We start from the raw sequence: 15,076 nt of genomic DNA on the forward strand, positions 1-15,076 counted from the left end.
AATGACTATGAGCTTTATTGTAACGGATCTAATGCGATTACGCGCGTTTATAAGCTATCAGTCGGCCATCACGAGTCTGGATAATAATCAGTTTCTCGGTTACCACTGGTGCGACATATAACCCATCGCCACCCACATCAAGTTTAGCGACAAATTTACCTGTGTCACGGCTAATCCAGTATAGATACCCTTGTGAATCACCAACTAAGACATAATCTCCAGCAACAGCTGGCGCGGTAATATCGCGATAAGAAAGCTGTGTCTGCTGCCAGTTTTCACTGCCACTAAATCGGTCTAAATCAATCAAGTGGCTACTGCGGTCACTGATTAACAGCTCGCTACCAGCAATGGCCATATCACGATAAGCTGAATAACTGCGCTTCCAGCTGGTGCGACCATCTTGCAAGTTAAGCGCAACCAATGAACCATTATAAGAGATAGCAAATAATTCATTTCCCAATAACACCGGCTGGCTATCGATATCAGCAACTTGTTCTAACTGAGTACTACCATTAGACAAGGCGATTCGAGTTGAGAATACTTGCTGACCATTTTTCACTGAGAAAATAGCAACCGAGCCATTACTGCGACCTAAAATCACAACGCCATTGCTAATCACTGGGACCGCTTTGCCGCGCAACGTCAGCGATGGCTGATCGAGTGTAATATTCCAGCGAATTTTACCGCTTTGTGGGTCAATCGCAACAAGATGCCCATTATTGGTAATAACAGCCAACAGGCCTTCACCGACAGCTGGTGAGGCAATCACTTCACCAGGCATAGCTGTGCGCCATTTTAATTTGCCAGTTTTAGCATCAAGGGCAAACAGCTGAGCATTTTCACTGCCGACAAACACCATATCGAACGCAGCTAAAACACCACCGGATAAACGAGCTGACCCATCGACCGTAAACTGTTTGTAATCTTTAAGGTCGGTTAAATCGGTATCCCAAAGCCGCTTGCCTTTAAGACTATACGCCTTAATTTCACCTTCACGAGACGCCGCATAAACGGTGCTGTCGGCAACCGTTGGCTGTAGCTGTGAATAATAGTTACCGACCCCATCACCGATGCTAGCTGACCAAACTTCTTGAGGCTCAAATTTATTGGCCACTTCTGGTGTTGGATCTGGCGTATGCACTGGTTTGTCACTGCTACAAGCAGCCAACCCCATGAGCAAGCCACCAGCAAATAAGAGTTGAAGCACTCTTTTCATCAAACTATTCTCCAGCTAGATTATCAAGTTTTAACTGGAGACTCGGGTCACTACCGTTGCCATCAGCAATTGCTTGTTGATAAGCATCACGAGCTTTGCCAAAGTGTCCCTGAGCGACATAAATATCGCCTTTAAGTGCTTCTACAGAACCTTTATAAGATTTACCTGAAACACCATCAAGCGTTGCCAATGCATCTTTATCTTTTTTAAGCGCCAACTGAACACGAGCTAAACGCAACATGGCCAAAGAGCGAAGAGGTTCGTCAGCTTTTTGCGTGACAACACTCAGAGCATCAGCAGCCTGTTGATATTTATTTTCGTTTACAAACGCTTTAGCCAAAATCATTCGCGCCATATATGGATAGCTGTTTGCATCAGGATATTTATTAATAAACGACTGCAGCTGAACCACTTTGTTATCTGCTTTTGATTGCATAATTGCTTCAAACGCAGCTGATGCCTTGAGTGATTTACCATCTTGATGGTCTTGATATAAATACCATCCCACCGAGGCAGCAATAACAATTACGATGACCGCAACAAATGCAATCCAATAACGTTGCAGGAATCCAATAATCGCCTGCTCTTGTTGTTCTTCAGTGGAATATATCTCCACACATCCCCCTCAAATAAAAATCAGTTGGTTCTCAAACTTACACTCATCGCGCTTAAATCTTTCTTAGCGAGCCATTATATTAGACAAAATATTCGCTCAGGTAATCAATTAACTGTTCTTGACTAATAGTGACCTGTTCAGTTCCGGTGCGCAGATACTTAATCGTAACCTGCTCGTTACTGACTTCGTCCTCACCGACAATGAGTGCAACCTGAGCTCCAGATTTATCAGCGCGTTTAAATTGCTTTTTAAAGTTGCCACCGCCCCGGTGATTCATCACTCGTAGACGCGGCAATTTATCTCGAACCTGTTCAGCTAACTGGTTGGCAACTACCGCTGCTTGTTCGCCACTACCAAGAACATAGATATCAGCAACGGCATCACTTTGATGCAAACGACCCAACGCATCAAGCAGCAAGACCATCCGTTCCATGCCCATAGCAAACCCAACTGCAGGCGTTGGCCGACCACCAAGCTGCTCAACTAAACCATCATAACGGCCACCAGCACAAACGGTGCCTTGAGAACCTAAATCTTTAGTCACCCATTCAAACACGGTGCGATTGTAATAATCTAAACCACGAACCAACTTATGGTTAATTTCATATTTGATGCCAGCACCGTCTAAAAGTTTGCACAAACCGTCTAAGTGTTCGCGACTTTCATCATCTAAGTAATCGATTAACTTCGGTGCATTCTCAAGAGCGGCTTGTACATCTTTATCTTTACTATCAAGAACACGCAGCGGATTACTTTCGAGGCGACGTTTGGAGTCTTCATCAAGCATCTCTTCGTGTGCTTTTAAATACTCGACTAATTTTTCTCGATAAACAGCACGTGCTTCGTTTGAGCCTAACGAGTTAAGCTCAAGCTTAACTTTGTCAGCAATCCCAAAGGTTTTCCATAACCGGGCGGTTAAGATAATCACTTCAGCGTCAATGTCTGGCCCATTTAAGCCAAATACTTCACACCCAAATTGATGGAACTGACGATAGCGGCCTTTTTGCGGACGTTCATAACGGAACATCGGGCCCATATACCACAGACGCTGTTCCTGATTATAAATAAGACCGTGTTGATTACCGGCTCTTACACATGATGCGGTCCCCTCAGGGCGCAGAGTTAAACTGTCGCCATCACGATCATCAAAGGTGTACATCTCTTTTTCCACAATATCGGTCACTTCACCAATAGAGCGCTTAAACAAAGAGGTACTTTCAATAATTGGAGTGCGAATTTCACTGTATCCGTATGCGGCGACGACTTGACGAATTAAGTTTTCAACCTGCTGCCATTTAGTCGTTTCTTCAGGCAGAAAGTCGTTCATCCCACGGATTTTCTGAATCTGTTTGGCCACGTTATTCTCTATTTTTGTTAAAATTAAGCATTTTTAATGCTTTGATTATAAGGGCTTGTTCTCGTCAGGTAAATTATTCCGCGTAGACTTTGCCTGTTGGTGCAAATTATTTGTCTTGGCGGAATATCTAAAACGATCAAGGTCAGTCGATATTTTTTACATCAAGCATCGCGACCCGAGCACGAATCTTCGCTTCTAGTTCATCAACTAAATTATCATTATCAAAACGCTCTTTTTGCCGTGCGCCACCGATATACAAAGCACTTTTACGAGCGCTACCGGCAATGCCCATATCGGAAACCAATGCTTCCCCAGGACCATTGACGACACAACCGATAATAGAGACATCCATTGGCGTTGCTATGTCTTCTAAACGCTGCTCAAGCTGGTTAACGGTACCTATCACGTCAAATTCCTGTCGGGAACAACTTGGGCAGGCAATAAAATTAATCCCACGGCTGCGAATTCGTAGCGATTTTAAAATATCAAAACCAACTTTCACCTCTTCAACCGGATCGGCTGCCAAAGAGACTCGCAAAGTATCACCAATCCCTTCGCTTAATAACAACCCTAAGCCAATGGCTGATTTAACCGCACCGGCTCGTTGTCCACCCGCTTCGGTAATACCTAAATGCAGAGGTTGTTCAATCTGTTTGGCAAGTAATCGATAGGCATCGACGGCTAAAAATACGTCCGAGGCTTTAACACTGACTTTAAACTGGTCAAAATTTAGCTTATCGAGGATATCCACATGGCGCATTGCTGACTCAACTAATGCTTGCGCTGTCGGTTCACCATATTTTTCCTGCAGATCTTTTTCTAATGAGCCACCGTTCACACCAATGCGAATTGGAATATTATGGTCGCGAGCTGAATCAACCACGCTGCGAATACGGCCTTCATGGCCAATATTACCCGGATTAATACGCAGACAGTCTACACCGTATTCCGCAACTTTAAGCGCAATGCGGTAGTCAAAATGAATGTCAGCGACTAACGGAATCGTTACTCGCTGACGAATCGCTTTAAACGCTTCAGCGGCGTCCATTGTGGGAACTGAAACCCGCACAATATCAGCACCCGCTTGTTCAATACGTTGAATCTGTGCAACTGTCGCTTCAACATCAGTCGTACGAGTATTTGTCATAGACTGCACCGAAATTGGCGCATCACCACCTACAGCAACAGATCCAACGTGGATCTGCTTAGACACACGCCGTTTAATCGGCTTACCACCACTCATATCAACCTCTAATTAATTTGGAACACTTATATGGGCAGTTCTGCCGTTGGCACTGTTATTATTAAATGCTAACTCTTTTCCACCATATTTAATTGAAACACCATCTGGAACGCCCAGAATCAGTTTATAAGGCGGCTGCCCATTTAATTGCAAAACCTGACCGGGTTGTTTGACACCAACAGCTAAACGGTTGCCCGCTGCATCTTTTACCTGAATCCAACACGCTTTGCTAAAGCTAAGCTCCAATTGATGCGCAGGAATAGCTTGGCTCGGCTCAGAACTAGCCGGTGCAGTATCGCTAAGCGTATGACTATCACTATTATCGCCAGCCGCATTTTCAGATTCAGATGGTTGAGGATTAGCATTGCTAGCAACCGAGCTGGTTAATGCTGTTTCTGAGGACGGATGCTCACTGCTTGTTGGCGTTTGCTCACTACCAGGCTTATCAAGTTCTGCTGCAACTTGTTGTGCTTTAGCCGCTGCATTCGCTGGCGGACTAGGCATTGCGGCACTTGGCAAAGCTTGAGCATCATTGGCTGGCTTTTTTGTGTCAGTACTGCCTTTATCATCAGCATTAGCAGGGGCCGCACTTTTATCGTCATCAGGCAATATGTTACTGATATTTACCGAACCAGACTGGCTCATCGATGAAGGCAAAATATCTTTGAGCGAATGATTTTGCCACCACCAGGCCCCTAAAGACGCCAACACCACAATGATAATTAAAATAGTGAGCCATTTTAATTTGCCATCGCGGCGGCGCTCATCAAGAATAGGTTGAGCAAAATTGTCAATTTTAAGAGGTTTAACCGCATCTTGATGGTGATAGGTCGTATCCAGTACTTCACTTTCAGGGACATTTACCAGCTTGGCATAACTGCGAATATACCCTTTACGATAAGTTATCGATAAACTTGACTGAGCATCGTCGTTTTCAATATCTACAATAACTTGCCGACGCAAATTTAAACGCGTTGCGACATCTTGAATCGACAGACCAGCAGCTTCGCGAGCTGCCTGCAATTTTTGTCCAGCAGAAGGCTGATTGGAACTTTCTGGTGAAAAGCCTTCATCGTGGCCATTTGTAGGTTCAGTAGTCATTGGCTAAGTATTTTTTAGTTTGAGGCGCATCAGGGAACTGTGTAATCAATTCTTTTCCCCAAAGCACCTGCTGCGTTAAGTTACCCTCACCGCGTGAAACTTTAATCCACGCTAACAGACTCTGCGGTGAAGCCGATGCAATCTTGCTATAACGTTTCAAGTACGATCGAGCATCTGCATACTGATGCTGCTCAATCAACACATTCGCTAGCCCCAACAACGATTGCGGTCGTTCGGCATTATAGGCAAGTGCCGCTATAAAATAAGATTTCGCTTTATCATACTCGCCTGCACGATAGGCGCACAAGCCAGCATTTTCATTCGTACTATCAATTGCGGTGTAACCCGGCCCATCTAAGGCTTTTTCAAACAATTGCTGTGCTTTTTGATAATTGCCCTGATGACAGCGAATCACCCCTAAATTATTCAATGCATCGCCATTTTTGGGGTCTTTGTTCAAGGCATGTTGATACGCTGTAATTGCTTTATTTACCTGACCGACTTGCGAATAAAAATAGCCCCAAGTTAAATCAACATCAATCAGATTCGGGTCATCTTGTTGGGCAAGCATAATATTATGCTTAGCCAAATCACTATTGCCAGAGCGCAGATAATTTATGGCCAAAGCCAGACGAGAACGAGCAGCCTGCACTTTACTTTTATGCTGGTTCTGATTTTGCTCAACAGGCACCCCATCAACCAGTGTCTGAGTGACACAGCCACTTAGCAGCCAAGGAAGAAAAATCATTAAAACCAGCTTAAATCGCATAGATAAGATCCTGTTACGCAATGCTATTGCTGAACTGAAACCGAAATAGGTTTGCCTTGCTGACGACGTTTAATGGTGCGTTTTGTTCTATCGATCACATCACCGGCTAACTGACCACACGCAGCATCAATATCATCACCGCGAGTTCTGCGCACCACAACGGTAATACCGTAGGATGTCAACACTTTGCTGAATCTGTCGATACGGCTATTAGACGGTTTACCATAAGGTGATTCAGGATACGGATTAAACGGGATCAAGTTAATCTTACAGGGTGTATCTTTTAAAAGTGCCGCGAGCTCGTGGGCGTGATCCATCTCATCGTTCACTTTGTTAAGCAATACATACTCAACTGTGACTTTGCCCTGATTTGCATTCGATTTGGTCATGTAGCGTTTTACCGCACCGAGAAACTCGCTGATATTGTATTTATCGTTAATCGGCATGATTTCACTGCGCAACTTATCATTTGGCGCGTGCAGCGAAATGGCCAAAGCGACATCGATTCGATCGCCCAGCATATCCAGCGCAGGGACAACGCCTGAAGTACTGATGGTGACGCGTCGTTTACTTAACCCGAAGGCCAAATCGTCCATCATCAATTCCATCGCCGGAATGACGTTATTTAAATTAAGCAGCGGCTCGCCCATTCCCATCATAACGACATTGGTAATCGGCCGTTTACCGGTTTGTTTGCTAAATCCGATAACTTGGGCTGCTCGCCACACCTGACCAATAATATCGCTAACACTTAAGTTACGGTTAAAACCCTGCTGCGCGGTTGAGCAAAATTTGCAATCGAGTGCGCATCCCACCTGAGAAGAGACACAAAGAGTCGCCCTATCGTGCTCTGGGATATAAACCGTTTCAATTTCTTGACCATGAACTAACATCGCCCATTTGATGGTGCCATCAGATGAGCGCTGTTCTTTAGATATTTCAGGTGCCTTGATTTCGGCACATTCAACCAACTTGGCTCGTAAGACCTTATTAACGTTGGTCATCTGTTCGAAATCGCTAACGCCAAAATGATAAATCCATTTCATCACTTGATCCGCTCGAAACGGTTTCTCCCCCATCTCGGCGAAGAAATCCCGCATAGCCTGGCGATTGAGATTCAGCAGATTTGTTTTTTGCTCACTCATGAACGTTGCGATCCTTTAAATAAAAAAGCGCCGGATTGTACAAACTTTAGCGCTACTTGGCCAGTACCGGAAAAAACCAATGCAATATCGATTTTCCCAAGTAGTTACCGTAATCGTGACTTGATAACTTATTTTAACAAATTCGTAGCCATTTAAGGAAATTCTATCTTGCAAAAGTCAGCCATCACCCGCTTCACTCTATTGCTGAGCCTTTTGTTGAGTTTTTCAGCGATTGGCGCAACACATGCGCAATTTAACTTCGCGGGAAAACAGTTTCCCCAAGCAGAAACGCTCAAAGGTGCCAGACTATCCATTCTTTATGGATACACACACAATGTCAGCGGCATAGACGTCCCTTTATTATCCCTATCACAAGTAGACAATTTTTATGGCGTTCAGTTCTCACCTTTTTTAGGAATTGGCCATATTCGTCAACATTTTCGTGGTGTTGCACTGAACTTAGCCAACTGGCATGAAGGTGATGACCAAGGGGTTAACATTGGCCTATTAAACGTCACTCACTCGTTAAAAGGGGCCAACCTGGGTTTGGTCAACATCAGTACCGAGCAATCAAGTGTTGATTTAGGACTGGTTAATTACTCAGCAAAAACCTATTTTCAGCTGGGACTGGTGAATGCCACACAAAATCTACAAGGGTTACAAATAGGCTTAGTAAACTACGCAGCCAATGGTGCACTCCCGGTTCTGCCGATTATCAACTTCAATAAAAACTTTTAAAAATTATACCCTTGGCTATCTAAAATGAAATGACTGGTTAGTTATCAAATACGATAGATACAAAAACGGGAGCATAAGCTCCCGTTTTACTACCCATCAAGTTTAAGCTGCTTTATAGGCTTTAAAGGCTTTCTCGAGTTTTTTAGCAACTTTTTTGCTAACCCCCACACTTAGCAACGCAACACGCAGTCGAGCGCGAGACATATCCGGCCCGAGGATTTCCATTGCATCCACAACAGATGTAGAGCTGGTTTTACCAGTAATCGCGACAAAAACTGGCTCTAAGAAATCTTTTACTTTCACTTCAAGGTGATCGGCAATTGCTTTGGCAATCAAAAAGATCTTATCTTTATCCCAATCGTGCAGCGCTTCTAATTCCCAAATAAAGAACTGCATTCCTTCACGAAACTGCTCTTCAGTGAGTTTATTGACCAGCAATACAGGGTCATATTCTGGGATACCACTGACAAAATGAGCGGCAATTGGAGCTAAATCACTGAAAACTTCCATACGAGTTTTCACCTGAGGAATGATTTTCATCAGTGTTTCACGATTATAAGCCCATTTGTGCAGTTCATCGGCTAGCTGGTCGTCATCGAGTTCTTCACGGATCCACAAGCCATTGAGCCATTTTAGTTTATCGACATCAAAGACGGGTCCGCCTAAAGAGACTCGTTTCATGTCGAAATTTTCGACCATTTCATCAAGCGAGAATTTTTCCCGACCATCAGGCATAGACCATCCCATCCGCCCTAGATAGTTCAAAAGCGCCTGAGGCAAAAAGCCCATTTTCTGATAATACAGAATACTGGTTGGGTTTTTACGTTTACTCAGTTTAGATTTATCCGGGTTACGCAGCAGTGGCATATGGCCAAGCTGTGGCGCCTGCCAACCAAAATCTTCATAGAGTTTAATCAGTTTTGGAGCTGAGCTTAGCCACTCTTCACCACGGAAAATATGGGTGATGCTCATCAAATGGTCATCGACCACATTCGCCAGAAAATAAGTCGGATAGCCGTCTGCTTTAAGCAACACTTGCATATCGACCTGTTCCCACGGAATTTCGACTTCACCGCGCAGGTAATCATTAAACTTAAAACTACCTGATTCAGGGATTTTCATCCGGATCACATACGGGTCGCCAGCATCAAGATGCGCTTTAATTTCAGATTCAGTTAATTTTAAACCGCGACCGTCATAATGAGGCTGGATACCAGCTTCAAGTTGTTCAGCACGCATCTGGGCAAGCTCATCAGATGTTGCAAAGCAATAAAACGCTTTACCTTCATCAACCAACTGTTGCGCATATTTCTGATAAATATCGATGCGATCACTTTGTCGATAAGGGCCTGCTGGGCCGCCAATATCTGGGCCTTCATCCCATGACAAACCGGTCCATTTTAAGCTTTCTAAGATAGCGTCCTCTGACTCTCGAGTACTGCGAGTGCGGTCGGTATCTTCGATACGCAAAATAAACTCACCACCTTGCGATTTAGCAAACGCATAGTTGAACAGTGCAATATAAGCAGTGCCCACATGTGGATCACCAGTTGGTGATGGGGCAACTCGAGTTCGAACAGTCATGAAATCTCTCTTTCCAGTCAGTTACAACAATAATAAGTTGGCGGCAATCTTACCATAGCATGGCGATTGTGTTTATCTTTGCGGGTAAATTTGATGGGATGATTTATTCATAACTTAAGAAAAAATACATTTCATTCTCTAGCGGTATTTATTGCTCTGTTAATAGATGGTGAAAAAATACTCAAATCAGCCCACATATAGAACAACAAAACCGCTAAGCCTGCATTTTTGATGAGAAAACCAGCAACCACACGGATTTTCTTAAAATTTGCGTTGACAGCTCGGCGAGGCTCCCTATAATACGCCTCCACAAGTGGTTGCTTAGCTCAGTTGGGAGAGCATCGCCCTTACAAGGCGAGGGTCACTGGTTCAAGCCCAGTAGCAACCACCATCGTGGTCGTTTAGCTCAGTTGGGAGAGCATCGCCCTTACAAGGCGAGGGTCGCTGGTTCAAGCCCAGCAACGACCACCACAATTTGGTTGCTTAGCTCAGTTGGGAGAGCATCGCCCTTACAAGGCGAGGGTCACTGGTTCAAGCCCAGTAGCAACCACCATGATGGTCGTTTAGCTCAGTTGGGAGAGCATCGCCCTTACAAGGCGAGGGTCGCTGGTTCAAGCCCAGCAACGACCACCATATTTTTTATCCTTCCGGTTTTTCTAATCTTTTTGCTTTTTCAACATTAACGTTACGTGTCCAACTGGCAAACCAAACTTGTACAACGTACTGGTATTGATCACAACGTCATCATCAATGCGGTATAACCAGTCATCGACTTTAAATGTCCACTGTTTGTTATTGATTGGAACGTTTAACAGGTAGTGCCAGTTGACGACAGAACCTGCAATTGAGCCTTTTGCCTGCCCTTTTACATCCCCTGCTCGACCAGAAATTTCGTTGCCATTAAGCTCAATACTCCAGATGCGTTTTTGTTGTTTGCCATCTAAATAATGAAATGTTTCATCCAAAGTCAGTGTATCTTTATCCCAACTAGCAATGATATCGGTTGTAAAACGCCGCGTTAATTTATTTGAGTAATCAGTCACCATTCCCCATGCTTTAAGTTTGCCTGAGAAAAAAGAGCGAAACGCAAAATCGGGTTTACTGCCTTGATACTCTTCAATATTCGTGCTGCAAGAGACTAACAAAGTGCTGAATATAACGATTAGAATTACTCTCATCAGTTATTCTCCTAATAAATTAGCTCGCTGTTCGGGATACTGGCTATTTGCGCCAAGCCAGATAGCCAAAAATGCTTTGGCAAATTGTGGGTCGGCTATCTCACCTAAATAACGCTCTCCCAGGTAAAAACGACCGGAGCCATCTTGGGTCACTTTAAATGCGATACAGTCGCCTTTTTGTACATCCGGCCAGATTGAATCAAGGCTCTGTAACCATTGTTCAACCGGTAAAGAGGGTGCAAGTTTCATCTCTTGCCATTGCTCACGCGTATGTTTCACCAGATTCTGATGGCTGATATCCCGTAAATAAGTCAGTTGCAAAACGGTTCCCTGCTGCGCTGTTACTGCAGCTTTTGCCCCATCACTTTGATATAAACGCGCATGGTAAATATCAAACCACCATTTACTAAAAGTATATTCACCCAATGGCTTTTGTTGGATAGGCGCTGTGCAACTATTGGAACCTGCTGCCATTGCAGCAACTAACAGCAACGTTATTAACATTGTTCACCTCCCTCTTTGTTCGCAACTGTTTCAAAACGAAAAAGAAATCGGCATAAAGATAAAAGAATCGGCGTTAAAACAAGCCAAACCAGCGCTAAAATGAGCAGCGTTGATAAAGATAACTGCGCGATATTGGCAAGTTTTGCGCCGGCCCAGTAGCTTGAAGGTCCGCCAATCGCCCCACAGATAGAGGCTATCACCAGATGGTTTTGAAACCATTTCAATGAAACATTTAGCAGCGTTGCAAACACCGGCCAAAGCAAATATAACCAAAGAGCAATGCCCTGCTCTTGCCAGTGAGAGCCATAAATTCCCAAATAGGCTAAAGCGCTATCACAACCAATACCAGTAAGAGTGACAACCAACAGCATTGCCCACTTAGCCCATCGTCCTGATTCGGTGACAAGATAAAATCCAACCGTTAATATCACAGTAACAACTGAGAGCGCACTGACACCCAAACAAACTAACAGCCACCAGCAGAGCTGATACGCCAGAATATTGACCCATAGTTTGATGGTTAAAACGTCCAATTTCATTGCCAAACACCGCTTTTGCTGGAGTGCAAAAAAAACAGCTACTACACAACATAGCAACTGCACTGCACATTGAACCAATATTTAAGCGCTTTTATTTTTTGCTCGGTGAGTAAGTCACTCTTTTAACCAACAGGACAGCTTAATCGCTAGTTAGCCATTTTATTTGCTAAATACATTTAAACTTTTAGGCAAACTCGTTAAAGTTCACAGTCAGAAGTAACCGTATAAAGAAAGGCTCCGGCCGGATAGGAGAGATTTATGAATGATGTACTCACAACTTTATTTAACCATAAAAGCGATCGCAGTTTTTTAAGTAAACCAATCAGCAATGAGTTATTAGATAATGTGGTTAAAGCCGCCTATCACGCCCCCACTTCAATTAATTCCCAACAGGTATCAGTGATTGTGGTGCAAGACCAAGAGCGCCGGCAACGCTTGTCGAAGCTTTGTGGTGGTCAACCTTGGATAGCCCAAGCACCTGTATTTTTAGTATTTGTTTTTGATATGAATAAAACCAAACTGGGCATGCAAATGGTCAATCAAGAGCAAAAAGCGCAGCAAAGTATTGAAAGCATTATCTCTGGCTCAACAGATGTTGGTATCGCGCTAACTAGCGCATTAGTCGCTGCTCACTCACAAGGTTTAGGTGGCGTGCCCATTGGTGGTATTCGCCTTCATCCACAAGAGGTGATTGATGAGTTACAACTGCCAGAAAATACATTTGCAATCGCTGGTTTATCCTTAGGTTATGTTGATAAACCAGCCCATATAAAACCACGGCTACCTATGGCAACATTCCGTCATGAAGAGCACTATCAGAGCGAAAACTTAAACGAAAATATTCAGCAATATAACCAAACGCTTAGAGATCATTGGCAAACGATTGGTCGAAGTGATGGTGAAGATTGGAGCCATTCAATCTCTGGATATTACGCCAGAGTCTACTATCCGGATGTTGCACCGACATTGATAAAACAAGGTTTTACCAATAAATTTTAACTAAATAGCGCTTTTAAACCTCAAATCAAGCGGTGCTACATTAGCGTTACAGCACCGCTTTTTATGGGTGTTTAGTAAAAAACTCGCGCGGTGTTTTAGCAAATAAACTCTTAAACATTTCAATAAAGGCACTAACAGATTCATAACCGAGCCAATGGGCAATCGCGTACACTTTTTCTCCTTTAGACAACGCCTGCAATGCCAGCAGTCCAGACCATTGCCGCCGCCATTGACCAAAGCTCATGCCCGTATCTTTATAGATAAGCCGACTCAAAGTCCGCTCACTCATCGCCACATAGCTAGCACAGGCACTCAATGTACGAAATTGTGCTGGCTCGCTACTTAATACCGTCAGCAAGGGCCGCAATCGTTCTGATTTCAGTGCTAAATGAAATTCTCGATGACGCGGGGCAAATTGCAATTGCTCTAAAAAGACGTTAGCCAGCCTTGAATCAGCCTCGGTCAATGACTGCGGCATACGGGATGTAAAATGCTCACACATAGCACTAAGCAGTTGATTAAAAGCGATAACACAGACTTTGTCCCCGAGCCAATTTGCAGGCTCAATAAACAGTAACCCAGCGCGACTATGGGCTCCTAAAATATTGTAGTGCGGAACCTCGGCTGGGATCCAAAGCCCATGCGCTTTGGGCACCAGCCAGAGCCCATCATAAGCAGATGTGGTGAGCGTTCCAGATAACATCACAATCAACTGCCCTTTTTTATGCGTATGCAGCTGCGATTGACTGGCGCTGTCGCTTGTGGTTAATTCCAAGCCAACCACGGGCAGAGCAAAATCATCCACATTAAATGGATCTTCAATCATGATGTCTATTTTCCGTTATTTTTTGTCATTATATCAAAATACTGTCATTCAATAACTCGCATATAATGGGCTCCTAAGCAGTTTTTCAGAAGGTTTTTATGCGTTTTTCGTACCCACTATTAACGCTGCTGTTGCTCGCAGCTAACTTGAGAACACCCATTACGGCCATAGGTCCGTTGTACAGCCACTTAGCTAAAGTTTTAAATGTTTCAAGCGCTTCTATCGGCTTGGTTGCATCTATTCCGTTACTGATATTTGCACTATTTTCACCGTTTGCCGCCAAACTAGCAGATAAAATAGGTTTAAAAAATGCACTAAGTTGGGCACTGCTGGCGATTATTTTTGGCCTGCTGATTCGTATTAGCGGCTCACTAAGCTGCCTGTATATTGGGACACTGGTTTGTGCTATCGGGATTGCTATTGCCAACGTACTGCTACCAAGTTGGGTGAAAGAAAACTTTAATCGCAATCAATTAGGAACAATTACGGCCCTTTACGCGATGATGATGGGAATCACGGGGTCAATATTTACCGCACTAGCGGTGCCTTTAGAGCAATGGGGAAATTGGCAAATTGCGCTGCTTAGCCCTGCTATCGTGGCCATTATTGCATTGCTTGCATGGTTGCCAGCACCAACTCCGCAGCAACCGGTTAAGGTAACCAAACGAAGTCCATCTAAACTTTGGCGCTCGAAACTCGCTTGGGCGGTCACCATCTACATGGCGCTCAACTCTCTGAGCTTTTACATCATTGTCAACTGGCTGCCGGCGATGCTCCATGCCAGCGGCTATAGCCATTCACAAGCAGGATTTCTTGATGGCATCATGCAGCTAGTTAGTGCTTTAGTTGGACTAACCATGGCAATTATGCTTAAACGTTATTCGCTAAAAAGCCTCGCTGTTAGCCATTCGCTATTACAAATCGTTGCCATTGGCGGATTAATTTTCTATCCACAATGGGCCTTATTATGGTGCGCAATGATAGGCTATTTATCAGGGGGCGTATTTATTATTGCTCTGACCTTTATGAGTGTTTGTTCTCACGATAGCCAAGAAGCGGCTCAACTTTCAGCTATGGCGCAAACGTTTGGCTATTTAGTTGCCTGCTTTGGCCCAACCTTAGCGGGCTGGACACATCAACTCAGTGGAAGTTGGTTAAGTGTGCAGTTAGGCTATATCGTAATTATGCTCTTATTAGCTTTAAGTGGATATTGGGTTAGCCGCCATCAACTCTAAAGTTTAATTTAAAAATGAAGTGTCGG

The 15,076-nt window shown here is 44.1% G+C and carries 15 protein-coding genes and 4 tRNA genes; 7 read left to right on the plus strand and 12 right to left on the minus strand.

The window, feature by feature from the left end:
• Positions 1-37: 37 nt before the first annotated feature.
• The 7 genes from bamB to rlmN all read right to left on the minus strand — a co-directional run bounded on the left by bamB (position 38) and on the right by rlmN (position 7,447).
• The gene (gene bamB / locus ABTQ23_RS03340) at positions 38-1,216 is read right to left on the minus strand and encodes an outer membrane protein assembly factor BamB (RefSeq protein WP_408614221.1); all 1,179 of its coding nucleotides are present in this window, start codon (positions 1,214-1,216) and stop codon (positions 38-40) included.
• A gap of 4 nt (positions 1,217-1,220) precedes the next feature.
• Positions 1,221-1,832, minus strand: coding sequence for a YfgM family protein (locus ABTQ23_RS03345; protein ID WP_408614222.1), 612 nt, complete (start codon positions 1,830-1,832; stop codon positions 1,221-1,223).
• Between the two features lie 79 nt (positions 1,833-1,911).
• Positions 1,912-3,189 (minus strand): histidine--tRNA ligase, encoded by a 1,278-nt coding sequence (gene hisS, locus ABTQ23_RS03350; RefSeq protein ID WP_408614223.1) that lies wholly within the window; start codon positions 3,187-3,189, stop codon positions 1,912-1,914.
• A 142-nt stretch (positions 3,190-3,331) separates the two neighbouring features.
• Positions 3,332-4,432 (minus strand): flavodoxin-dependent (E)-4-hydroxy-3-methylbut-2-enyl-diphosphate synthase, encoded by a 1,101-nt coding sequence (ispG, locus tag ABTQ23_RS03355; RefSeq protein ID WP_408614224.1) that lies wholly within the window; start codon positions 4,430-4,432, stop codon positions 3,332-3,334.
• A gap of 12 nt (positions 4,433-4,444) precedes the next feature.
• The gene (gene rodZ, locus ABTQ23_RS03360) at positions 4,445-5,533 is read right to left on the minus strand and encodes a cytoskeleton protein RodZ (protein ID WP_408614225.1); all 1,089 of its coding nucleotides are present in this window, start codon (positions 5,531-5,533) and stop codon (positions 4,445-4,447) included.
• Positions 5,523-6,302 (minus strand): type IV pilus biogenesis/stability protein PilW, encoded by a 780-nt coding sequence (gene pilW, locus ABTQ23_RS03365; RefSeq protein WP_408614226.1) that lies wholly within the window; start codon positions 6,300-6,302, stop codon positions 5,523-5,525. The genes rodZ and pilW overlap by 11 nt, the downstream gene beginning before the upstream one ends.
• Positions 6,303-6,325: 23 nt before the next feature.
• A complete protein-coding gene (gene rlmN / locus ABTQ23_RS03370) occupies positions 6,326-7,447 on the minus strand; it encodes a dual-specificity RNA methyltransferase RlmN (protein ID WP_408614227.1) in 1,122 nt (373 codons plus the stop codon).
• Positions 7,448-7,615: 168 nt separating this feature from the next.
• On the opposite strand from rlmN, the gene ABTQ23_RS03375 reads away from it, so the two are divergent.
• Positions 7,616-8,185, plus strand: a complete 570-nt coding sequence (locus ABTQ23_RS03375) for a VC2662 family protein (protein ID WP_408614228.1) — start codon at positions 7,616-7,618, stop codon at positions 8,183-8,185.
• Between the two features lie 102 nt (positions 8,186-8,287).
• On the opposite strand, the gene gltX is transcribed toward ABTQ23_RS03375, so the two are convergent.
• Entirely contained in the window at positions 8,288-9,769 is a 1,482-nt protein-coding gene (gene gltX / locus ABTQ23_RS03380; RefSeq protein WP_408614229.1) for a glutamate--tRNA ligase, read from the minus strand.
• 315 nt (positions 9,770-10,084) lie between these two features.
• Between gltX and ABTQ23_RS03385 the strand changes: the two genes are divergently transcribed.
• From ABTQ23_RS03385 to ABTQ23_RS03400, 4 genes are all read left to right on the plus strand, one after another.
• A tRNA-Val gene (locus ABTQ23_RS03385) sits at positions 10,085-10,160 on the plus strand.
• Positions 10,161-10,164: 4 nt separating this feature from the next.
• Positions 10,165-10,240, plus strand: a tRNA-Val gene (locus ABTQ23_RS03390).
• Positions 10,241-10,246: 6 nt separating this feature from the next.
• Positions 10,247-10,322, plus strand: a tRNA-Val gene (locus ABTQ23_RS03395).
• Between the two features lie 4 nt (positions 10,323-10,326).
• Positions 10,327-10,402, plus strand: a tRNA-Val gene (locus tag ABTQ23_RS03400).
• A gap of 23 nt (positions 10,403-10,425) precedes the next feature.
• On the opposite strand, the gene ABTQ23_RS03405 is transcribed toward ABTQ23_RS03400, so the two are convergent.
• Genes ABTQ23_RS03405 through ABTQ23_RS03415 form a run of 3 tightly spaced genes read right to left on the minus strand, consistent with a single transcriptional unit; the run spans position 10,426 to position 11,990 of the window.
• On the minus strand, positions 10,426-10,947 hold the full coding sequence (locus ABTQ23_RS03405) for a DUF3833 family protein (RefSeq protein WP_408614230.1): 522 nt from the start codon (positions 10,945-10,947) through the stop codon (positions 10,426-10,428).
• A 3-nt stretch (positions 10,948-10,950) separates the two neighbouring features.
• Positions 10,951-11,451, minus strand: coding sequence for a chalcone isomerase family protein (locus tag ABTQ23_RS03410; RefSeq protein WP_408614231.1), 501 nt, complete (start codon positions 11,449-11,451; stop codon positions 10,951-10,953).
• Positions 11,445-11,990, minus strand: a complete 546-nt coding sequence (locus ABTQ23_RS03415; protein ID WP_408614232.1) for a DUF2878 domain-containing protein — start codon at positions 11,988-11,990, stop codon at positions 11,445-11,447. The genes ABTQ23_RS03410 and ABTQ23_RS03415 overlap by 7 nt, the downstream gene beginning before the upstream one ends.
• 258 nt (positions 11,991-12,248) lie before the next feature.
• Between ABTQ23_RS03415 and ABTQ23_RS03420 the strand changes: the two genes are divergently transcribed.
• The gene (locus ABTQ23_RS03420) at positions 12,249-12,989 is read left to right on the plus strand and encodes an NADPH-dependent oxidoreductase (protein WP_408614233.1); all 741 of its coding nucleotides are present in this window, start codon (positions 12,249-12,251) and stop codon (positions 12,987-12,989) included.
• A gap of 61 nt (positions 12,990-13,050) precedes the next feature.
• Here the strand turns inward: ABTQ23_RS03420 and ABTQ23_RS03425 are convergent, their stop codons facing one another.
• A complete protein-coding gene (locus ABTQ23_RS03425) occupies positions 13,051-13,815 on the minus strand; it encodes an AraC family transcriptional regulator (RefSeq protein WP_408614234.1) in 765 nt (254 codons plus the stop codon).
• A gap of 98 nt (positions 13,816-13,913) precedes the next feature.
• Here ABTQ23_RS03425 and ABTQ23_RS03430 point away from each other — a divergent pair, with 98 nt between their 5' ends.
• A complete protein-coding gene (locus tag ABTQ23_RS03430) occupies positions 13,914-15,050 on the plus strand; it encodes an MFS transporter (protein WP_408614235.1) in 1,137 nt (378 codons plus the stop codon).
• Positions 15,051-15,076: the final 26 nt, after the last annotated feature.

Origin of the sequence: Celerinatantimonas sediminis, assembly GCF_046054195.1 — a bacterium.
GTDB lineage: Bacteria > Pseudomonadota > Gammaproteobacteria > Enterobacterales > Celerinatantimonadaceae > Celerinatantimonas.